Origin of the sequence: Streptomyces sp. KL2 (assembly GCF_046529545.1) — a bacterium.
GTDB lineage: Bacteria > Actinomycetota > Actinomycetes > Streptomycetales > Streptomycetaceae > Streptomyces > Streptomyces radiopugnans.
This window is the reverse complement of record NZ_CP127170.1, coordinates 2,802,774-2,824,299: the sequence shown is the minus strand read 5'-3', so window position 1 is coordinate 2,824,299 and position 21,526 is coordinate 2,802,774. Positions and strand designations below refer to the sequence as shown.

The window sequence follows — 21,526 nt, the reverse complement described above, 5'->3', positions numbered from 1 at the left end:
CATCGTGCTTCCCGTGAAACGTCGCTTTCTGCATGGATTCATCCGTCGAGGGCGCGCGGCTGACGCGTCAGACCCATCCGAGCCCCGCTCAGAGGTGGATTCATCCACAGGTGAGCGGGGCTCGCTGGTTCCCGACCGGGAGAGCATGGCAGGCTCTTCTCATTGCGAGCCTGACGTCGAGGAGAGTGAACCGTTGCGGTCCGACGGCCATATCGCGGGACCGATGACCGATCCGGTCCCGGGTCCCCGTTCTGAAACGGCGGATGTTTCACGTGAAACGATGAGTGAGACACCGCCTCCGATGGACGCCTCCCCCCGGTACGAAGGGGATGTCTCCGCCCCCGTCGGCCGTGCCGCTCAGCAGGCGGTCGAGGCGATGAACCGTGCCGGTGAGGGGCTCCCCAGGCCCGAGGAGACTCGAGTGATGGTGGTCGCCAACCAGAAGGGCGGAGTGGGCAAGACCACGACCACGGTCAACCTCGCCGCGTCCCTGGCTCTCCACGGTGCCCGGGTCCTGGTGATCGACCTGGACCCGCAGGGCAACGCGTCTACCGCCCTGGGGATAGACCACCACGCCGAGGTGCCGTCGATCTACGACGTCCTGGTGGACAGCAAGCCGCTCTCCGACGTCGTCCAGCCGGTACGGGAGGTGGAGGGACTCTTCTGCGCCCCGGCCACGATCGATCTCGCCGGTGCGGAGATCGAACTGGTATCGCTGGTGGCGAGGGAGAGCCGTCTGCACAAGGCGATCTCCGCTTACGAGCAGCCACTGGACTACATCTTCATCGACTGCCCGCCCTCGCTGGGTCTGCTGACCGTCAATGCGCTGGTCGCCGGCGCGGAGGTGGTCATCCCGATCCAGTGCGAGTACTACGCACTCGAAGGCCTGGGGCAGCTTCTGCGGAACGTCGAGTTGGTGAAGGGGCACCTCAACCCCAAGCTCCATGTCTCGACGATTCTGCTGACGATGTACGACGGCCGTACTCGGCTGGCCTCCCAGGTGGCCGAGGAGGTGCGAGGACACTTCGGCAAGGAGGTCCTGCGGACCAATATCCCGCGGTCGGTGCGCATCTCGGAGGCGCCCAGCTACGGGCAGACGGTGCTCACTTACGATCCGAGTTCCAGCGGTTCGCTCTCCTATCTGGAGGCGGCCCGGGAGATCGCGCTGCGAGGCGCCGACAAGCAGCAGGAACAGCACATGGTGGAGGGGACTCAGTGACGGAACGACGTAGAGGCCTGGGTCGAGGACTCGGCGCGCTGATTCCCGCGGCGCCGACCGGACCGGACGACATTGTCAGCCCGGTGGTGGGAGAGAACGGCGCGCTTTCGCCGACCGCGGTTCCGGTGCTGACCCCGGGGCGTGGTGTGGCGGCGGCCAAGGTGACCAACCTGCCCGATGGTGACGGGCAGCACGGCGCCGGTGTTTCACGTGAAACCGAAGCCATGGACGGCGCCGCGGGCGGTGAAGCGGCAGGGGCCCACTTCGCCGAGGTGCCGGTTGACGCGATCACTCCCAACCCTCGGCAGCCGCGCGAGGTGTTCGATGAGGACGCTCTGGCGGAGCTGGTGACCTCCATCCAGGAAGTGGGCCTTCTGCAGCCGGTGGTCGTTCGGCAGACGGGCCCGGAGCAGTATGAGCTCATCATGGGAGAGCGGCGCTGGCGGGCCTGCCGGGAAGCAGGCCTGGAGCGGATTCCGGCGATCATCCGGGACACGGAGGACGAGAAGCTTCTTCTGGATGCCCTGCTGGAGAATCTGCACCGGGCGCAGCTGAACCCTCTGGAGGAAGCGGCAGCCTATGACCAGCTGCTGAAGGACTTCAACTGCACCCATGACCAGCTGGCGGACCGTATCGGTCGTTCGCGTCCTCAGGTCTCCAACACCCTCCGGTTGCTGCGTCTCTCACCGTCGGTGCAGCGCCGTGTGGCGGCTGGGGTGCTGTCCGCAGGGCATGCGCGCGCGCTGCTGTCGGTGGAGGACTCCGAGGAGCAGGACCGTCTCGCCCACCGCATCGTGGCCGAAGGGCTGTCGGTGCGCGCGGTCGAGGAGATCGTGACCCTGATGGACACCAAGCCGAAGGGAAAGAGCAGGGCTCGGGGGCCACGGGCCGGCAAACGGGTCTCCCCCGCGCTGGACCATCTGGCGAGCCGCCTCTCGGACCGCTTCGAAACCCGGGTCAAGGTGGACCTTGGGCAGAAGAAGGGGAAGATCGTCGTCGAGTTCGCCTCGATGGAGGACCTGGAGAGGATTCTGAGTCAGTTCGCGCCCGGCGAGAACCAGCTCCTGGAGCAGCAGCTCACCCAGGGGGACGACGAAAGCGGCGAGTGACTCCGAGGACCCGAGGACACGGTCAAGAACATCGCTGTACGACGCCCCATGGATACCATGTCTCCATGGGGCGTCAACTCGTTCCGCTCACCCTGGACAACCTGCCGGACCTGCCGAAGCGTTGCCGCAGGTGCGTCTTCTGGGAACTCGACCCCGTCAGCGGTGATGCCGCGGTGAAGGCGGGCCGACCCGATCTGGAGAAGGAAGCCTGGATATCGGCGGTGCTGCTGGAGTGGGGTTCCTGCGGACGGCTCGTCTATGTCGATGATGTACCAGTGGGCTTCGTGCTGTACGCGCCACCTGCTTATGTGCCGCGCTCGACGGCTTTTCCCACCAGTCCCGTCTCGCCGGATGCGGTACAGCTGATCACAGCCTGGCTGATGCCCGGGTATCAGGGGCAGGGGCTGGGCCGGGTGATGGTGCAGACCGTGGCCAAGGATGTACTGAGGCGGGGATTCAAGGCGGTCGAAGCGTTCGGGGACGCTCGTTGGAAGGAGCCCGCCTGCCTGCTCCCCGCGGATCATCTTCTCGCTGTGGGCTTCAAGACGGTCCGGCCGCACTACGCCTATCCCAGACTGAGGCTGGAGCTGCGTACGACTCTTTCCTGGAAACAGGACGTGGAGCTGGCGATCGACCGTCTGCTGGGGGCTGTGCAGAAGGAGCCCGCTCTCAGACCGTTGTGATTTCCGTGGTGGCGGAAAGGCGACGGGCCCGCCCCGAGATGGGGTGGGCCCGTTCCACGTGAAACGTCAGCCGATGAAGTCGGCCAGGTCCCGTTCGATGGCGGCCTTGGGCTTGGCACCGACGATGGTCTTCACGACCTCGCCGCCCTGGTAGACGTTCATCGTCGGGATGGACATGATCCCGTACTTGGCGGCCGTCGCCGGGTTCTCGTCGATGTTGAGCTTGACGATGGTGAGCTTGTCGGCCTGCTCCTCCGAGATCGCCTCCAGCGACGGGGCGATCTGACGGCACGGACCGCACCAGGCCGCCCAGAAGTCGACCAGGACCGGCTTGTCGCTCTTGAGGACGACTTCCTCGAAGTTGGCGTCGGTGGCGGTCACGGTGGCCATAACGATCTCCTTGTTCCTCGGGGTAAGGGTGGTTGCGGTGGTCTCAGAGTGCGGCGGCGGCTGCCGCGGCCTCGTCGGTCTTCTCGGGCTCGGCGTGGTGCTTCTCGGGGGCGTCGACCAGGGCGGCCAGGTAGCGCTCGGCGTCCAGGGCGGCGGAGCAGCCGGTGCCGGCGGCGGTGATGGCCTGGCGGTAGGTGTGGTCGACCACGTCGCCGGCGGCGAAGACACCGGGGATGTTGGTGCGGGTGGAGGGCGCGTCGACGGTCAGGTAGCCCTCGTCGTCCAGGTTGAGCTGGCCGTGGAACAGCTCGCTGCGCGGGTCGTGACCGATGGCGATGAACAGCCCGGTCACCGGCAGCTGGGAGATCGCGCCGGTGACGGTGTCGCGCAGGGTCACCCCGGACAGCTTGCCGCCCTCCTCGTGAAGCTCGGCGACCTCGCTGTTCCAGACGAACTCGATCTTCTCGTCGGCGAAGGCCCGCTCCTGCATGGCCTTCGACGCCCGCAGGGTGTCGCGGCGGTGGATGACGGTGACCTTCTCCGCGAAGCGCGAGAGGAAGGTGGCCTCCTCCATGGCGGTGTCGCCGCCGCCGACTACCGCGATGTGCTGTCCGCGGAAGAAGAACCCGTCGCAGGTGGCGCACCAGGACACACCGCGGCCGGACAGCTCCTCCTCCCGGGGCAGACCGAGCTTGCGGTAGGCCGAGCCGGTGGCGACGATGACCGCCCGCGCCCGGTGCACGGTGCCGGCCGAGTCGGTCACGGTCTTGATCTCACCCTCGAGGTCGACCGCGGTGACGTCGTCGGCGACCAGTTCGGCACCGAACCGCTCGGCCTGGGTCCGCATGTTGTCCATCAGGTCCGGACCCATGACGCCGTCGCGGAAACCGGGGAAGTTCTCCACCTCGGTGGTGTTCATCAGCGCGCCGCCGGCGGTCACCGAGCCTTCGAAGACCAGCGGCTTCAGGGCGGCGCGGGCGGTGTAGAGCGCTGCGGTGTACCCCGCCGGCCCGGAGCCGATGATGATCACGTTGCGGACGTCGCTCACGGAGTCTTCCTTGTCTGCCGATGGGTTTACCGATGCCTGTCTGGAGCATCGCCTCGGGGAGGCTTACCCCACCCAACGAATCCTAGGAGCCAGGCATTCCCGGCCGTGGTATTGCGCGCGCGGACCGCTCAGCGGGGGTAGGTGCGAATGGTCAGCACCGTGCCGGGGGTGGGAGGCACCTTGCCGACGCAGTCGGCGTCGATCACGTAGGCGTCCACCCGGGAGCCGTCGGCTTCATCCGGCAGGACCACGATGTACGCCTGCCGCCCCTCGTACTCGCTCATACCAACGGCCAGAGGTGCCTCGTCACGGTCGACGCCCTCACGGACGCACTGCGGCACGGTGGCCGCGGGTGCGCTCGGGGAACCGGGGCTCGCCTTGAGGCTGAAGTCGGGAGAGCCGGGATCCGTCTCTTTCAGAACCCCCTGACTCTCCTGCTCCGGCTTCCCCGGTTTGCTGCCGGCCAGCAGAGACCGTACGCGGGCTTCCAGAGCCTGGTCATTCCGGTCGTCTTGCGCGCCCGCGTCTGAGGCCGCGCTCTCGTCCATGCCTCCGGAGGAGCTTTCTCCCAGACTCGGCAGGAAGACTGCGCCAAGGGTGAGGAGGGCTGCAGCGCCCGCGGTGCCGAGCAAAGCGGTGCGCCAGCGATGTGGTCGCCTGCCACCGGGCCTTCCTGGGCCCTTGGCACCTTGCGGTCGGCCCGCAGGCCGACCGGCAGAGCGACCGGAGGGCCGACCGGAGCGGATCGTTTCACGTGAAACAGAGTTCGGTGTGTCCACCGGAAATGTCGAGGGGGAAGCGCCCCGGCTTTCCCCGTCGGATGGACTGGAGGCGTCGAGCAGGGCCTCGGCGGCCAGGGCGGCGTCGATGCGGCCTGCCACATCGGATGGCATCGGAGTCGGTTCCGGAAGGGTGCCCAGCATGTTGCGGATCTCTTCCAGGGATGCCCGCACGTCCGCGCACAGCTCGCAGCCTGACAGATGGGCGCGTACATCGGCCGAGCGTTCCGGGGAGAGCAGCCCTTCGGTGAGGTCGGAGATCTCATCGACCTCGGGATGCCCGTCAGCGCCGAACGACGCGGAAGACATGGACGTCATGCGTGCTCACCTCCGCCCTTCACGGCCCCGGTGCCTGGTTTCCCTCTTGCCGGTGGGACGGATGCCCCCTGTGTCCGGTTCCTTCTGCTGGTGCCCGCTCGGCTTCCTCCAGCTGGACTCTCCGAGCGTAGATGGCCGACCAGTGGGAGCAGCCGGGCTCTGCCCCGGGCGCAGCGGCTCTTGACGGTTCCGACGGCGACGTTGAGGATGCGGGCCGCTTCGGCGACCGGATAGCCCTGCATATCGACGAGGACGAGTGCCGCCCGCTGCTCCGGCGGGAGTTGGGAGAGTGCGGCGATGAGCTGACGGTGGAGATCCCGGCGCTCGGCGGGTACGGCGGCGGACTCGTGCGGCTCCAGAAGCTGTTCCAGGCGCTCGGGTTCGGCGATGGGAGAGGTTCGGCGACTGGCCGCCTTGCGCGCGCGGTCCAGGCAGGCGTTCACGGTGATGCGGTGCAGCCAGGTGGTGACGGCGGACCGGCCCTGGAAGGTGTGGGCACTCCGGTAGGCGGAGACCAGGGCGTCCTGGACGGCGTCGGCGGCTTCCTCCCGGTCTCTCAGAACACGCAGGGCGACGGCCCAGAGCCGGTCGCGATGGCGGCGTACGATCTCACCGAAGGCGTGCGGATCGCCGGCGACATGGCGGGCGAGGAGTTCCCGGTCGTCGACTCTGCCGGCACCGTCGGGACCGTTCGTGCCACCGGCGTCGTCGACGGCACTGCCCGTCACCTTGTCGCCCACCCGCCGATCCCCTCCTCAGTCCGCTGTCTCCACGGGTGGCGGGTCAGCTGAGGACCTCGACCTCCGTGATGCGGCCACGGTAGTTGCCTTCCTCCGTCAGGGGGAGTTCGGTGAGCCACACCAGGACGTACCGTGTCCTGATCGGTTTCTTGGCCTTGAGCTCCACGTCGGTTCCGGAGCCGCTGCTGACCTTGCTGAAGCCGCTCAGCGAGTCGGGCATCTGGGCGGTGTCCTCGTCCGCCGCCAGGAAGTCGACGGAGGTGCTGCCCTTGAAAGCGACCTTGACGGTGCTGATCTGCTGGGACTCGCCCAGGTCGAGGATCAGCCCCACTCCGTCCTTGAGATTCCCGAACTTCGCGTTGTTGTAGTACATGGTCTGCCAGAAGGTGCCGGCATCGCCATCGATCGCATCGCCGACCCGGTCGCTGTTCTCGGAAGGGTCGCTACCGAACGGGTCGAAGTCCTTGGCGAGGGAGATCTCGACCGGCTTGCCCGTGGGAGCGGCCTCCGGCTGCTTCTGCTGCTCGATCCCGCTCTGTCCGGGATTCGGCGCCGGAGACTCGCCGCCGTTCAGGAGGGCGTCGGCCAACTGCCAGCTTCCCAGCCCCAGTGCGGCGATGAGCAGAGCGGAGACGCTCCACTTCAGTACCTTGCCGGCGCGGCCGGGCAGTGCGGGAGGCGCCGTCGGCGCCGTCACGGCGGGTGCGCCGACGGGCCCTGCGGGAGGACGGGTCACGGGACCGCCGTAGTTTCCCTGCCGGTAGCCGGGGCTCTGGTAGGGGGGCGGAGCGGTGAACTCGGGCTCGGGCGGCCGGATGCGCGGCAGCGCGGCGATCGCCTTGGACAGCTCCTCGGGAGTGGTGCAGGGCTGCTCCTGGCGGGAGGCGGTGGCACCGTCGTTGACCATCGCGCGCATGGCCAGCTCGGAGAGCCCGCGGTGCACCCCGGCGCGTACCTGGTCCGGGGGGACGAGGGAGTCGCCGGTCAGCTCGGCCATGCCGCTGAGGCCGTAGGCATCCTCGCCGTACGGCCAGCGGTGGGTGAGGGAGGCGTAGAGCAGGGCGCCGATCGCCTCGGTGTCGGTGCGCTGGGGGTGGTCGGAGGTGATGCCGCGCAGTGCGGCGTTCACGGCGAGGCCGCGGATGCGGTACTGGCCGGCGGCGGTGCGCAGGACGCAGCCGGGGGTCAGCCGCAGATGGGCCAGACCCTCGCGGTGGGCGGCGGCCATCGCCTGGGTGATCTGGGTGACGAGCTGGTAGGCCTCGTGGGTGGGCAGCGGGCCGGAGGCGAGGAGGGCTGTGAGGGGGGTGGCGTCCGGCAGCCACTCGTGGACGACGTAGACGAGGTCGTTCTCCTCGACCGCGTCCAGGACCTGCACGAAGCGGGGGTCACCGAGGAGGGCTGCGGAGCGGGCGGCGGCCAGGACCGGCCGGGCGCGGGGGTGGTCGGCTGCGAGGAGGTGGACGCCGACGGCGCGGCGCAGTTTCTCGTCGACGGCTCGCCAACTGCTGAAGCCGTCCAGGCGGGTGACGCACTCCTCCAGGCGGTAGCGCCGGGCGAGCTTGTGACCGCTGTGCAGCTCGGGCGGCTGCGGGGACTGGGAGGACTGGGAGGACTGGGACGCCGGTGTCACCGCGTCGGTGGTATCAGAGGCGCCGGGAACGTCCGCCGTTGCACCGTCATCGCCGTCGTGGTCCGTGGAACCGTCGGCCGTGGTCCGCCCGACAGCGGTGGACGACGGCTTGTCCTTGCCGTCCGTCCCGCCGCTCTCGTCGGCCACGTCGACGGCAGCCGTGCTCCGTTCCGCCACCGTCGCTCCCGCCTCCCCATTCGTTGCAGCCTGTTTCCCAACACAGCCAGAGACAATTGTGCCCACAGTCCGCCGCTGTGCACGACACGCGGGTGGGGCCGAAGGTTGTGCGACGGACCCCGGAAGGCCGTCAGCGGCCGAGCTTCGCGCGGACCATGCCCATCATGGCGGTCAGCTCCTCCACCCGCATACGCCGGGCCGCCAGAACGAAGACCGCGCCCAGCACCAGACCGCCCGCGGCCAGGGCCGCGGCGCCGCTGACGGCACCGGGGCCGAGGGCCCGGACGATGACGTAGGCGATCGCGCCGCCGGCCAGGGCGGCCGGGATGCCGGCGCCGCAGAGCCTGGCGTAGGTGCGCACGATGCGGGGGCCGTCCAGATCGCCGCCCAGCTTCCTGCGGAGCCGCTTCCAGGCGACGCCTACGCCGACGGCGTAGGCCAGGCCGTAGGCGGCGGCCATTCCGGCGACCGCCCAGTGGCTGGGCAGCAGAAGGAAGGCCAGCGCGGAGCCGGCGGCGTTGCAGGCGGCCACGATCACCGTGTTGTAGAAGGGGGTGCGGGTGTCCTCATAGGCGTAGAAGCCACGCAGGACCACGTACTGCACGGAATAGGGGATCAGGCCGAGGCCGAAGGCCATCAGGATGTAACCCATCGAGGTGGCCGCGTCGACGGTCGCGGAGGAGTACATCAGCAGGCACATCGGTACGCCGAGGGCCACGAAGGCGAAGGCCACGGGCACGATGGCGACGGCCGAGGTGCGCAGTCCGTGCGAGATGTCGTCGCGGACGGCGGCCGGATCGTCGTCGTGGGCGGCGCGGGAGATCCTCGGCAGCAGTGCGGCCATCACCGACACGGTGATGATGGCCTGCGGCATCTGCCAGATCAGCTGGGCGTTGCTGTAGCCGAGGATTCCGGTGCCCGGGTGGCCGTCGGCGTCGGCGGCCTTGCCGGCCCATGTCGCGAGCTGGGTGACGACCAGGACGCCCGCCTGGTTGGCCAGGACGAACAGGAAGGTCCACTTGGCGAGGCGGGCTGCCTTGCCCAGGCCGTGGCCGCGCCAGTCGAAGCGCGGGCGGATGCGGAAGCCGGTGGCGCGCAGATACGGGATCATCGCCAGCGACTGGACGACCAGGCCCAGCAGCGTGCCGACACCGAGGAGCCGGACCCCCTCGGGCGGGATCGTCTCCACACTCATTCCGGAGGTCCGGGCGGTGCCGTACACCCAGATGAAGAGGCCGAAGGTGGTGATGATGACGATGTTGTTCAGAACGGGGGTCCACATCATCGCGCCGAAGCGGCCTCGGGCGTTGAGGATCTGGCCCATGACGACGTGGATGCCCATGAAGAAGATCGTCGGCAGGCAGTAGCGGGCGAAGGTGACCGCCACGTTGTTGGCGTCCGGGTCGTCGGCGATCTGCACGGACAGCGCCCGGACCAGCAGTGGCGCACCCAGCACGGTGAGGGCGACCAGGCCGCCGAGGACGACCATGACCAGGGTGAGGAGACGGTTGGCATACGCCTCGCCACCATCCTCGTCGTCCTTCATGGCGCGCACGAGCTGTGGCACGAAGACGGAGTTCAGACCGCCGCCGATGGACAGGATGTAGATCATCGTCGGCAGGGTGTACGCCACGGTGTAGGCGTCACCGAGGAGCGCGGCACCGAGTGCGGCGGTGATCACCAGGGTGCGGACGAAACCCGTGAGCCGGGAGACCATCGTGCCCGCGGCCATGATGGCGCTGGACTTCAGTATGCCGCCGCCCCCGCGAGAGGCCTTGCCCGCTGCCGAGGGAGGCGGGCCTGCGGTGGCGCCCTCCGGTTCCGTTGCCGCCTGCGGTGGCGGGGGAGGCTGGGGCGCGGAGACGGCCGGGGACGGAGGCTGCTGTGGGCCGGGCTGCGGAGGCTGCCCGTAGGGCTCCCGCTGTCCGTGGGGACTCTGGGCCATCTGGGCCCCTTGGGCCTCCTGGGCTTCCCGGGCCTCTCGCGGTGCGTAGGGCTCCTGCGGAGCGTACGGTGCCGAGGCCTGGTGCCGCTCGTACGGCCGACCCTGTTCGTACGGCTCTCCCTGCGGCCCGGCCGGCTGCCGGGGCGGCGGGTACTGCCGGTGCTCCTGGGAAGGGGACGCCTGCTGGTCGTGGAAGAGGTGGGCGAAGGCATCGTCGCGGGTGCGGCCTCCGCCTTCCTGCGCTCCTCTGTCCAGCATGTCGTCCACGCCCGTGAAGCGCACGGTCGCCGAGTCCCCGCCCCTCCCCGGCTGCCCGTGGGTGCCGTGAGGGGCGGGGTGGGAGGTGTTCCGGCCGTACGGGTACTGCCGGTACGGGTACCGCTCCTGCGCGTCCTGGCCGCCCGGAGCGGCCGGGTCCTCGCCGCCGGGTGCATCACCGCGGTCACGGTCGTACGGCGCGTTCATCGCTGCAACCCCACCTCATCGTCCGCGGCCGTCTTCCCCGGCCCCGACAGCTCGCTCAACGCTCCACCTTCTCACCCGCACCGGAGGGGTCGCGACGTCCGGCCCCGGTGTTCTCGGCGGGGTCACCCGCCTGCCCGTCCCCGTCTTCTCCCGCGGAGTTCCCGCCGGACTCCGCGGGGCCCTCCGAAGCACCGTGCTCCTGCGGCTCCTCGGACCGCCGCACCAGAGGGGCGTCCGGGTCCGGCCGTTCGCCGATGCGCTTGCGCTGGGTGTACATCCGCACCCCGGCCAGCACCACGAGCAGCACTCCGCCGGAGATCACCAGCATCACCGCGGAGGTGATCTCGGTGACCTCCACCTGGAACCTCATGGCCTCGCCCCAGGGCTCGCCGTCCTCGGTGTAGAGCCGGGCCTCGACCCAGGTGCGGCCGTTGGCCTTGGCGGTGGTGGGGACCTTCACCGACTGGCTGTGCCCGCCTTCCACCGTGACCGGCTGCGCCTCACCGACGTCCAGGCCGATCCGGCGCCCGGAGACCAGCCGCAGCTCCAGGTTCTCCACGTCCTGGAGAAGTTTGTTCTGGACGGTCACCGGGATGGTGGCGCTGCGGCCGGACAGCTTCATGTCCGACTTCTCGATCAGCCGGACACCGTCCGTCAGCTCCTCCAGGTAGCCGCCCACCGAGTCCCGGTACTCCGCCGCCGCCTCGCGGTCATCACGCCAGGAGACGGACATCGAGCGGTGGAGCGCGCTGTTGAAGGGCGTCTCCACCCGGGCCGGCTCGGACAGGATGCTCTTGAAATCGTCCAGGGTGTTCCGGATGGTGCGGATCTCCTCGAAGGCCTCGGTCCGCAGTTCCCGCTTGCGCAGCGAGGCCGGATACGAACCCTGACCCGGCACCTTCCGGCCGGCCTGCGGATCCGGATCGGCCTCCGCGGCCTCGGCCAGGCTCACGAACTCCACCCAGCGCCCGTCGAGCTGGAGCGTGTCGAGTGCACGGGCCATCGCCTGGGCCTGGCTGACGGTGGGCATCCGCTGGGGAGCCACCACGATGCTGCGCTGCCGGCCCGGCTGCTGTGCGGTGATCGACTGCGTGTGGGCCAGGAACCGCTGTACGGCCTCTGTGGAGTCGTCCGCCCGGGTCATGTCACCCTGGAACAGCTTCGACAGCCGGGCGTCCGCCACGATCGCGGTGGTGCCGCCGCCGATCGGCCGGGCGGCTGTGGGGGTGTGGTTCAGGGAGTCGGGTTCGCGCATGCTGTCGCTGCGGGCGATGACGTTGTGGGCACCGGCCGAGGTGGCCACGGAGACGATGGAGGGGTCGACGGCGCCCTCCACCGGCCAGGCGAAGTCGGTGCTGGGCTCGGTGAGCAGGGTGGTCTCCACCGTCATCCGGCCCAGCTCGGTGGCCGGGCCCAGGTGGCTGAGCGCGCCGGAGACCTTCTTTCCCCGGTGGGCGAGGGAAGCGAGGTCCGGGTCGCCGAAGGGCAGGGCCACGACCTCTCCGTCCTCCACTGCCTGCCGCAGTTCGTGCAGCCACCTCCGGGCGTTGGCCTGGCCCTTGCCGGCGACCTCCCGGCCGTCCTCGGTCAGCACCTTGTAGTTGTTGGTCATCGCCTCGACGGAGGCGAGTAGATCCGGGTCGACCACCCAGGTGACCGGCAGCTTCCTGCCCAGGGCGACCATCTGCTGGAGCCGTCCGCCGGGTGCGATCTCGGCTTCGAGGTCGTCGTCCTCGAACACCGGCATCCGCCGCCGGTCCCCGGACTCGGTGCGGGCGGTGACATGGGTGGAGGAGATCAGCGGCCACAGGAAGGTCAGCTGTGTGGTCTGCTCGGGCGCGGAAGTCTGCCACGGCAGGACGGTCCGCTCGATACCCAGGACGCGTCCGTACGCCTCGCCGGCCATCCGGCCCGACAGTGACACACCGAGCTGGTACACCCCGGGCTCGTCGAACGGCAGCTTGTCGGCCGGCACGCTCAGGGTGAAGGAGAAACCCGCCCCCGAGGGGAGGTCACCGATCTTCACGGTTCCCTTGCGTCCGATCTCCTCACCGTCGACCCCGGGCACGTAGGCGGTACGCGAGTCGGCGCGGTCGATCGCGCTGCGCGTGGTCAACCGGGCACCGGGACGCAGCGCGACCTTGGCCTCGATGATGTCGGACGGGGTTCTGTTGCTGACGCGGCCGGAGACGGTGATCGTGTCGCCCTTGCCGGGCGCCGAGGGGGCGAGCCCGGTGATGGACACCGAGACCGTACGGGACTCGTCGGCGGCCGGGGTGGCAGGTGCTGCCTGGACGGATGGGGCCGAGGGGGCGGCTGGGAGCGCGGAGGGGGCGGCGACGGCCTCGGCATGAGGCTGGACGACCGCTCCCGCCAGCAGCGGCAGGGAGGCGGCCAGCACGGCCACGCAGCGCCCCGGCCATCGGCGGAAGGCAGGAGCGATGGGGGTCCCTGGGGTCTGTGCCGCCTCGGCCACGTGCCTCGTCCATCCTGTCCGCCGGTCGTCCGTACCGGTGCGCTGCCGATCTGCCAATGGTCTGCCGCTGGCCTGCTACTGGTCTGCCGCTGCTGTGACGCACTCAGATGCTAACGATCCCTGCCGGCTGTGAGTGCCACGGAGTCGGCCAGGAGCCGAAGGGCTGAAGGACTGAGGAGGTAACGGGGAGGACCGGGGGAGACGGGCCACGTACCCTGTTCTGCTGTGCCGAATGCCAACACTGACAGCCATCCCCAGCAGCAGGCCCACGGGCCCACCCGAGGGGCTCCTCCAGCGGTTCTGGGGGAAGCCCAGCGCAGAGCCGTGAGCGAACTTCTGCGGGTGTCCCCCGTCGCCGATGATCTGGCCGGCCGCTTCAAGGATGCCGGATTCACCCTGGCCCTGGTCGGCGGTTCAGTGCGCGACGCGTTGCTGGGCAGGCTCGGCAACGACCTGGACTTCACCACCGACGCCCGGCCGCAGGACATCCTGGCCCTGGTCCGGCCGTGGGCGGACGCGGTGTGGGAGGTGGGCATCGCCTTCGGCACGGTGGGCTGCCGCAAGGACGACTACCAGATCGAGGTCACGACATACCGGTCGGAGTCGTACGACCGGACCTCGCGCAAGCCCGAGGTCTCCTACGGCGACTCGATCGAGGAGGACCTCGTCCGCCGGGACTTCACCGTCAATGCGATGGCGGTCGTGCTGCCCGAGAAGACCTTCGTGGACCCGCACCAAGGTCTGGACGACCTCGCGCGCCGGGTGCTGCGTACGCCCGGCACCCCCGAGGAGTCCTTCTCCGACGACCCGCTGCGGATGATGAGGGCCGCCCGCTTCGCCGCCCAGCTCGGCTTCGAGGTGGAGGACGGCGTCGTGGCCGCGATGTCGGCGATGTCCGAGCGGATCGAGATCGTCTCGGCCGAGAGGGTACGGGACGAGCTGAACAAACTGATCCTCGCCGATCACCCCCGGCGCGGCCTGGAGTTGCTGGTGAAGACGGGGTTGGCCGACCGGGTTCTTCCCGAGCTGCCCGCGCTGCGTCTGGAGCGGGATGAGCACCACCGGCACAAGGACGTCTACGAGCACACCCTGACCGTGCTGGAGCAGGCCATCGACCTGGAGGAGGGCGGCCCGGACCTCACCTTGAGGCTGGCGGCCCTGCTGCACGACATCGGCAAGCCGAGGACGCGCCGGTTCGAGAAGGACGGGCGTGTCTCCTTCCACCACCACGAGGTGGTGGGAGCGAAGATGACCAAGGCCCGGATGACCAAGCTCAAGTACCCGGGCGAGATGGTGAAGGACGTCTCGCGTCTGGTCGAGCTCCATCTGCGCTTCCACGGCTACGGCACCGGAGAGTGGACCGACTCGGCCGTACGGCGCTACGTCCGCGACGCCGGCCCGCTGCTGGAGCGGCTGCACAAGCTGACGCGGTCGGACTGCACCACTCGCAACAAGCGCAAGGCCAACGCTCTGTCGCGTGCGTACGACGGCCTGGAGAATCGCATCGCGAGGCTGAAGGAGCAGGAGGAACTGGACTCCATCCGCCCGGATCTCAACGGCAACGAGATCATGGAAATCCTCGGGTTGCGTCCCGGTCCCGAGGTGGGCGAGGCCTACCGGCACCTGTTGGAACTGCGGCTGGAGCACGGCCCGATGGGGCATGAAGCCGCGACCGAGGCCCTCAGGCAGTGGTGGGCCGATCGGGGCTGACCGTACCGCTGTTGCCCTCACGGTGGCCGTTGCGGTGTTTCACGTGAAACACCGCAACGGCCACCGCTGCGTACAGCGCCGTCACCGTCATCACCAGAGCCGGTGAGCGGCCGTCCGGGGGAAGCATCAGGGCGGCCACACCGGCGGCACCGACGAAGGCGACGTTGAAGAGCATGTCGTACAGGGAGAAGATCCTTCCCCGGAAGGCGTCGTTCACCGATGACTGCACAATCGTGTCTGTGGTGATCTTCGCGCCCTGAGTGGCCAGTCCCACCACGAAGGCGGCGCCCAGTACGGGCGCGGGCAGAAAAGACAGCGCCAGGGCGGGCACCAGCACCGCTGCCCCCGCGGCACACAGTGCGATCCAGCCGAACCGGCCGACACGCTGTACGGCCCAGGGGGTGACGACGGCCGCAGTGAAGAAGCCCAGTCCGGAGACGCCAACGGCCACTCCCAGGAGCGCCATTCCCCCCAGTACGCCTCCGTTGCCGCCGCTGCCTCCCCCGCCACTGCTGTCCCAGGCGTATCGGCTCAGCATCAGCACCATCACCGTCAGCGCGCCGTAGCAGAACCGCAGTACCGCCATCGAGGCGAGCGACTGGGCGGCCCTGCGCCGCTCCCTCAGATGACGCAGTCCGGCGATCAGTCCGCGTGCGACACCGGCCAACGCGACGCTCAGCCGGGTTCGGGTGATCGTGTCCGGTCCGAGCGTGCCACGGCCGATCCGGAGCGACGCCAGGGCGCCCAGCAGATAGAGGCAGGCGCCGAGAATCACCACCATGGCATCCGCACCGGCGCCGTCCGGAGCGGGGATCCGTATGAGGAAGGCGAGCCCGCCTCCCGCGGTGGCCGCCAGGGTGCCCGCGGTAGGGGACAAGGAGTTCGCCATCACCAGCCGTTCACCGTCCACCACATGCGGCAGTGAGGCCGAGAGTCCGGCGAGGACGAAACGATTGACAGCGGTGACCGAGAGTGCGGCGAGGTAGAACAGCCACAGCGGTGCTGAAGTCAGCACCAGTGCCGCGGTCGCGGTCGCCAGTACGGCGCGCAGCAGGTTGCCGAACAGCAGCACCTGCCGCCGCTGCCACCGGTCGAGCAGTACCCCGGCGAAGGGGCCGAGCAGCGAGTACGGCAGCAGCAGGACGGCCATTGCGGAGGCGATGGCGGCGGGAGAGGTCTGCTGCTCGGGCGAGAAGACCACATAGGTGGCAAGCGCGACCTGGAAGACCCCATCAGCCGACTGGGACAGCAGCCGTACCGCCAGCAGCCGGCGGAAACCGGAGAAGCGCAGGAGCACGCGCAGATCACGCACAACAGCCATGCGGTCAGCCTCACACACTCGCCCAGGAGGGAGGTGCAGCGCCCCCGGGACACGATCGGTCCCAGCGGCGTTTCACGTGAAACACCGATCGGACCCGGTGGGCATCACTCACTTCCGGTGCGGGGCTCCCACCGCACCGTCTGTTCCTGAGGGTCGGGGAGAGCCGGATGCCCGCCCTTTCGGGAGCCCAGGGCGAAGACATCGGGCGCGTGGTCGAGGACACCCCCGGAGGGGTCGTCGGAGCCATCGAGACGGACCACATCGCGTTCCGGCAGGAGGATGTCGCGCACCACCACGGCACACAGATACAGCGTGCCGAGCAGATGGATCAGGATCGCGAACTGGTAGCCCTCGGTGGGCAGCCCATGGTGGTCGTCCCCACTGCCCGTGTAGGCCAGGTAGAACCAGATGCCGAGGTAGTACATCACCTCGCACGCCTGCCAGATCAGGAAGTCGCGCCAGCGCGGCCGGGCCAGGGCGGCCAGCGGGATCAGCCACAGCACGTACTGCGGCGAGTAGACCTTGTTGGTCACGATGAACAGGGCGATCACGAGGAAGGCGAGCTGTGCGAAGCGCGGACGACGCGGCGCGCGCAGGGCAAGCAGGGCGATCGCCGCACAGCCCAGCAGTACCAGCAGCGTGGCATAGGTGTTGGCGTGCTCCAGCGGGTTGCCGGTGCGCTGCGAGATGATCAGCCAGAACGACCCGAAGTCGATGTTCCTTTCCTGGCTGAAGACGTAGAACTTCCCCCACCCCTCCGGGGCGAGCAACATGACGGGCAGGTTCACCGCCAGCCACGCGGCCACGGCCCCGCCCAGCGCCGTACCGAACGCCCTCCAGCGCCCTGCGCGCCAGCAGAGCACCAGCAGCGGTCCCAGCAGCAGGAACGGATAGAACTTGGCGGCGGTCGCGAGCCCCAGCAGCACCCCTGAGGCGAGTGGACGGCTGCGTGCCCACATCAGCATCGAGGCGGCGGTCAGGGACACCGCCAGCAGGTCCCAGTTGATCGTAGCGGTGAGCGCCAGGGCCGGGGCGAGCGCGACCAGCAGCGCGTCCCATGGGCGCCGCCGGTGTGTACGGGCTACACACACCACCAGGACGGCGGCGCAGGCCATCAGCATCCCGGCATTGACCATCCAGTAGATCTGCTGCCGCTGCATCATCTCGCCGCCCTGCGGTGTGAGCCAGGACGCCACCTCCATGAACACCCCGGTCAGCACGGGGTACTCCAGATACTCCATCCCCCCGGAGATCTCCTGGGGGATGCGGTCGAAGTACGGCGTGAGATCGGCGGCGAAGCCGCGGCCGGTGTAGAGGTGCGGGATGTCGGAGTAGCAGGCGTGCACATACTGGCTGGTCGCCCCGCGGAACCAGCCGCTTTCATAGCAGGGCAGCTTCTGCACCATGCCGAGCGCGAACATGCCCAGCATCACCAGCAGCACGACCCGTACCGGCGTCCACCAGGACCCTCCGGTCAGCGCGCGCCTGCCGATCGGCCCGCCGATCAGCTCGCTGCCCGCGGCGGCGATCTCGTCCTGGGCGGTAGGCCGTACCGGTGCCTGCTGCTCCTGGTGCGCGCTCGTCATGGGCCACATCCTGCCGTATGGCGGATCCGGGCATGCGGTACACGAGGCGGTGGGACGCCGGGCTCCGCCGCCCGACCGGCCGGACCCGGGAAAGCCGGAAGCGGCGCCGTTTCCGACGCCGCTTCCCCAAGCCTCTCCCGGACCTTCCTCAGAGGTTCTCTCCCGGGAGGGCGGTTACTGCCCGAGAACCGCCTCAGCCGTCCTGGCCCCAGATCCCGCCGTTGTTGCCGTTCCCGCCGTTGCCGTTCCCGCCTGTGTCCGTGCCTCCGGTGTCGGTTCCGCCGGTGTCCGTGCCTCCGGTGTCGGTTCCGCCGGTGTCCGTGCCTCCGCTGTCGGTTCCGCCGGTGTCGGTTCCGCCGTTGTCCGTGCCTCCGGTGTCGTCACAGAACCAGTCGTTGGGACGGCAGGTGTTCGACGGAGGACCGGATGGCGTCTTCTGGGACGGAGACGGCTCCGTGCTGGGCTCGGGCTCCTCGGTCTCCGACGGCGACGGCTCGGGCTCCTCGCTCTCCGACGGCGACGGCGTCGGAGACGGGACGCCGACCTGGTCGATCTTCTTGCCGATCGGGCCGGCCTCGGGGAAGTCCTTCACCGGCACCCCCTTGAGGGCGTCCTTCATGTACGCCGTCCACACCTCGGTGGGCAGCCGGCCACCGTGGATGGACGGGAAGCCGCCCGTGCCGTTCATCGACAGCAGGGTGCCCTCGTCCGGGTCCGTGCGGAACAGCGTGACCGCGGTGGACAGCTGCGGGGTGTACCCCACCCACCAGGCGGACTTGTTCTTGTCGGTCGTACCGGTCTTGCCCGCCGCGGGGCGGCCCAGCCCCTGAGCCCTGGTGCCCGTGCCGTGCTGCTTCTCGATGACTCCGCGCAGCACGTCGGTGATGTTGTCGGCGATGTCGGAGTCCATCGCCGTCTCCTTCTGGGGCTTCTCGAAGCCGGCCTTCTCCTCGCCGTTGTGCTCGACCTTCCGCACCGTGTAGGTGTCGACATGGGTCCCCGAGGCGGCGAAGGTCGCGTAGGAGTTGGCCATCTCGATGGCGCCCGGGGTGGAGGTGCCCAGTGCGAAGGACGGGTTGAGGTTCGGGTCGAAGCTGTCCTTCTCGATGCCCGCGCTCGCCGCCATGTCCCGGACCTTGTCCATGCCCACGTCCATGCCGAGCTGGACGAACGGCGTGTTGGCGGAGACCTCCATGGCCCGGCGCAGGGTGATGTAGCCGTGATCCTTGTCGGCGTCGTTCACCTGGTAGAAGGGGTTGCCCTCCTTGTCCAGGTAGTCGGTGCCGTCCTGCAGCTTGACCTTCAGCTTGTTGTCACCGTTGTACTCGCTGCTCGGCGCGATGCCCACGCCGTCGCTCCTGTAGGTGCCGTGCTCCATGGCCGCGGCCAGCACGAACGGCTTCCACGTCGAACCCACCGGGACGCCCAGGGTGTCCGCGTTGTTGGTGAAGTGCCCCTTCTCGAAACCCGGACCGCCGTAGACGGCGACGACCCTGCCCGTGCCGGGCTCCACCGAGGCGGCGCCGAACTGGACGAACTTGTCGGTCTCAGGGTTTCCCTCGGGATCGATGTACTGCTTGGTGATCTTGTTGACCGCCTTCTCCATCGCGGCGGTCTTGTTCTTGTCGAAGGTCGTGTAGATCTGGTAGCCGCCCTGCTCGAACTGCTGCTTGCTGATGCCCAGGGTCTTCCTGACCTCGGCCTCGGCGAGGGCGGCCAGATAGCCGGTCTGCCCGTTGAGTCCGGCCTGGGCCTTGCGCGGGGCGATCTCGGGGAACTCGTACTTGTCCCGCTCGCTCTGGCTCATCAGCTTCAGCTCGACCTGTCGGTCCATCACCCAGTTCCAGCGCTTCACGGCGCGCTCGCGGTTCTCCTTGGGGGAGGAGTTGGGCCCCAGACCACCGGCCGGGTCGTACAGGTCCGCGCCCTTGAGGACGGTGGTGAGCAGTGCGCTCTCGGCAGGGGTGAGGTCCTCGGCCTTCTTCTCGAAGTACGCCTGGGAGGCGGCCTGGAGGCCGTGCGCACCACGTCCGTAGTAGCTGGTGTTGAGGTAGCCCTGGAGGATGTCCTCCTTGTCCATCTTGGCGTTGACCTTTATGGAGATGAACAGCTCCCGGACCTTGCGGCTGATGGTCTGGTCCTGGCTCAGATAGTTGTTCTTGACGAACTGCTGGGTGATGGTCGAGCCGCCCTGGGTGTCACCGCCCGTGGCCATGTTGAACACCGCCCGGCCGATGCCCACCGGGTCGATGCCCCTGTCGTCCCAGAAGGTGGCGTTCTCGGCGGCGACGACCGCCTGCTGCATCGACTTGGGGATGTCCTCCAGCTTCATGTTCTGCCGGTTGGTCTTTCCGGCTCTGGCCATGACCGTGTCGTCGGACCAGTAGTAGACGTTGTTCTGCTGGAGGGCCAGGGCGTTCTTCTCGCTCGGCACCTCCACCATGGCCAGCGCCAGCCCGCCGAGGCCGATCAGCATCCCCATGAAGGCCAGGGCCAGGCCGGTGACCAGCTTCCAGGACGGCATCCAGCGCCGCCAGCCGTACTTGCCGGACCTGGGGTAGTCGATGAAGCGCTTCTTCTCGGGCTCGTAGCGCCCCCGCCCCCGGCCGACGACCGTGACGCCTCCGGCGGCGTCGGCCGCGCGGCGTCTGCCGCCCCCGGCGCGCTGCGCCGCGCGCCGGGCCTCCGCCCGGCCGCCGTGGGGGCGGTCCGAGGGCATGCCGTGGGAGCCGGCGGTGGAGCCATACGGCTGTGCGGCACGCCGACCGCCTGACGGCGGCTGTGCGGCGCGCCGGCCACGTGACTGCGGTGGCTTACGACGGTGCTCGCTCATGTGGAACAGCTACTCCTCGGGCAGGCGCTCGCGCCGGAAGGCGGCAGTGTACTTCCAGTCCCCCGAAGTGCGGCCCGCCCACGTTCCCAGAACTGGCCGCACTGCACCCGGGACGAGGACGCGTCCGGCGCCTCGTTGGTTCCCGGTGGCCTTCTGCACAGCGGACAGACTACGCAGACCCAAAAACCCCTTATCCGGCATTCAGGAGAAAGGGGGGCTACTGAGCTGTAGTGAAGGAGCGATGTGAAACCGCTCACTCCCTCCCGCGCCCATCCCCCCTTGTCGCGCCTTCGAAGGCGTTCTATCGTCGTCGCTATCACTCCGATGTATCGACTCGATACATCGGCGAGAGACAATGGCACAGGACGACGGGGCACGAGCCCGAGGCGGCCGCCCGGGGACGGGCCGGCCGGCGGACACCGGCGGAAGGAGTGACGGCGATGGGCAGGCGCTCGGGAATCCTGGAGTTCGCCGTCCTCGGACTGCTCCGTGAGTCACCCATGCACGGTTACGAGCTGCGTAAACGGCTCAACACATCGCTGGGTGTCTTCCGGGCCTTCAGCTACGGCTCCCTCTATCCCTGCCTGAAGACGCTGGTCCAGCGCGGATGGCTGGCGGAGGAGCCCGGCGACGAGCCCGAGGACTCCCTCGCGGCACCGCTCGCCGGCCGCCGGGCCAAGATCGTCTACCGGCTCACGGCCGAAGGAAAGGAGCGATTCGAGGAACTCCTCTCCCAGACCGGGCCGGACACCTGGGAGGACGAGGGCTTCGGCGTTCGCTTCGCCTTCTTCGGCCAGACCTCGCGCGATGTGCGGATGCGAGTGCTGGAAGGCCGCCGCAGCCGCCTGGAGGAGCGCCTCGCCAAGATGCGCACCGCCCTGGCCCGCACCCGGGAGAGGCTGGACGACTACACCCTCGAACTGCAGCGACACGGAATGGAGTCCGTGGAGCGCGAGGTCCGCTGGCTCAACGAACTCATCGAGAGCGAGCGGGCGGGGCGTGATCAGCATCGGGGGGAGACCCCGCCCGATCCGTCCGATGACACCGCGTGAAGGTCCGCACCGAGCGGGCCAGCACCAAGACCACCGTCGGAA

Annotated in this window: 15 protein-coding genes; 5 read left to right on the top strand and 10 right to left on the bottom strand. The window is 69.1% G+C overall.

Features of this window, described 5'->3' with window-relative positions:
• Nucleotides 1-145 precede the first annotated feature (145 nt).
• The 3 genes from QPK52_RS12770 (at nucleotide 146) to QPK52_RS12760 (ending at nucleotide 3,011) form a co-directional block, all read left to right on the top strand.
• Nucleotides 146-1,219: a ParA family protein gene (locus tag QPK52_RS12770; RefSeq protein ID WP_093657135.1), complete on the top strand. Its 1,074-nt coding sequence runs from the start codon at nucleotides 146-148 to the stop codon at nucleotides 1,217-1,219.
• Nucleotides 1,216-2,328 (top strand): ParB/RepB/Spo0J family partition protein, encoded by a 1,113-nt coding sequence (locus QPK52_RS12765; protein WP_410537592.1) that lies wholly within the window; start codon nucleotides 1,216-1,218, stop codon nucleotides 2,326-2,328. Before QPK52_RS12770 ends, QPK52_RS12765 begins: the two co-directional genes overlap by 4 nt.
• A 65-nt stretch (nucleotides 2,329-2,393) precedes the next feature.
• The gene (locus tag QPK52_RS12760; protein WP_093657139.1) at nucleotides 2,394-3,011 is read left to right on the top strand and encodes a GNAT family N-acetyltransferase; all 618 of its coding nucleotides are present in this window, start codon (nucleotides 2,394-2,396) and stop codon (nucleotides 3,009-3,011) included.
• Between the two features lie 66 nt (nucleotides 3,012-3,077).
• On the opposite strand, the gene trxA is transcribed toward QPK52_RS12760, so the two are convergent.
• From trxA to QPK52_RS12725, 7 genes are all read right to left on the bottom strand, one after another.
• Nucleotides 3,078-3,407 (bottom strand): thioredoxin, encoded by a 330-nt coding sequence (trxA, locus tag QPK52_RS12755; protein WP_093657781.1) that lies wholly within the window; start codon nucleotides 3,405-3,407, stop codon nucleotides 3,078-3,080.
• A gap of 37 nt (nucleotides 3,408-3,444) precedes the next feature.
• The gene (gene trxB, locus QPK52_RS12750) at nucleotides 3,445-4,449 is read right to left on the bottom strand and encodes a thioredoxin-disulfide reductase (protein WP_410537591.1); all 1,005 of its coding nucleotides are present in this window, start codon (nucleotides 4,447-4,449) and stop codon (nucleotides 3,445-3,447) included.
• Between the two features lie 128 nt (nucleotides 4,450-4,577).
• On the bottom strand, nucleotides 4,578-5,546 hold the full coding sequence (locus QPK52_RS12745; protein ID WP_410537590.1) for an anti-sigma factor family protein: 969 nt from the start codon (nucleotides 5,544-5,546) through the stop codon (nucleotides 4,578-4,580).
• The gene (sigM, locus tag QPK52_RS12740; RefSeq protein ID WP_410540313.1) at nucleotides 5,543-6,274 is read right to left on the bottom strand and encodes an RNA polymerase sigma factor SigM; all 732 of its coding nucleotides are present in this window, start codon (nucleotides 6,272-6,274) and stop codon (nucleotides 5,543-5,545) included. The genes QPK52_RS12745 and sigM overlap by 4 nt, the downstream gene beginning before the upstream one ends.
• Before the next feature lie 55 nt (nucleotides 6,275-6,329).
• Nucleotides 6,330-8,096, bottom strand: a complete 1,767-nt coding sequence (locus QPK52_RS12735) for a serine/threonine protein kinase (RefSeq protein WP_410537589.1) — start codon at nucleotides 8,094-8,096, stop codon at nucleotides 6,330-6,332.
• Between the two features lie 130 nt (nucleotides 8,097-8,226).
• Complete coding sequence (gene murJ / locus QPK52_RS12730) at nucleotides 8,227-10,506, bottom strand: murein biosynthesis integral membrane protein MurJ (RefSeq protein WP_410537588.1); 2,280 nt, start codon at nucleotides 10,504-10,506, stop codon at nucleotides 8,227-8,229.
• Nucleotides 10,507-10,561: 55 nt separating this feature from the next.
• Nucleotides 10,562-12,982 (bottom strand): DUF6049 family protein, encoded by a 2,421-nt coding sequence (locus QPK52_RS12725; protein WP_410537587.1) that lies wholly within the window; start codon nucleotides 12,980-12,982, stop codon nucleotides 10,562-10,564.
• 225 nt (nucleotides 12,983-13,207) lie between these two features.
• Between QPK52_RS12725 and QPK52_RS12720 the strand changes: the two genes are divergently transcribed.
• Complete coding sequence (locus QPK52_RS12720; protein ID WP_410537586.1) at nucleotides 13,208-14,692, top strand: CCA tRNA nucleotidyltransferase; 1,485 nt, start codon at nucleotides 13,208-13,210, stop codon at nucleotides 14,690-14,692.
• On the opposite strand, the gene QPK52_RS12715 is transcribed toward QPK52_RS12720, so the two are convergent.
• The 3 genes from QPK52_RS12715 to QPK52_RS12705 all read right to left on the bottom strand — a co-directional run bounded on the left by QPK52_RS12715 (nucleotide 14,664) and on the right by QPK52_RS12705 (nucleotide 20,432).
• On the bottom strand, nucleotides 14,664-16,013 hold the full coding sequence (locus QPK52_RS12715) for an MFS transporter (RefSeq protein WP_410537585.1): 1,350 nt from the start codon (nucleotides 16,011-16,013) through the stop codon (nucleotides 14,664-14,666). The two genes, QPK52_RS12720 and QPK52_RS12715, sit on opposite strands and share 29 nt — an antisense overlap.
• 104 nt (nucleotides 16,014-16,117) lie before the next feature.
• Nucleotides 16,118-17,599: a glycosyltransferase family 87 protein gene (locus QPK52_RS12710; protein WP_410537584.1), complete on the bottom strand. Its 1,482-nt coding sequence runs from the start codon at nucleotides 17,597-17,599 to the stop codon at nucleotides 16,118-16,120.
• Nucleotides 17,600-17,792: 193 nt separating this feature from the next.
• Nucleotides 17,793-20,432: a transglycosylase domain-containing protein gene (locus tag QPK52_RS12705; RefSeq protein WP_410537582.1), complete on the bottom strand. Its 2,640-nt coding sequence runs from the start codon at nucleotides 20,430-20,432 to the stop codon at nucleotides 17,793-17,795.
• A 440-nt stretch (nucleotides 20,433-20,872) separates the two neighbouring features.
• Here QPK52_RS12705 and QPK52_RS12700 point away from each other — a divergent pair, with 440 nt between their 5' ends.
• A complete protein-coding gene (locus QPK52_RS12700; protein WP_093657156.1) occupies nucleotides 20,873-21,484 on the top strand; it encodes a PadR family transcriptional regulator in 612 nt (203 codons plus the stop codon).
• The last annotated feature ends 42 nt before the right edge of the window (nucleotides 21,485-21,526 follow it).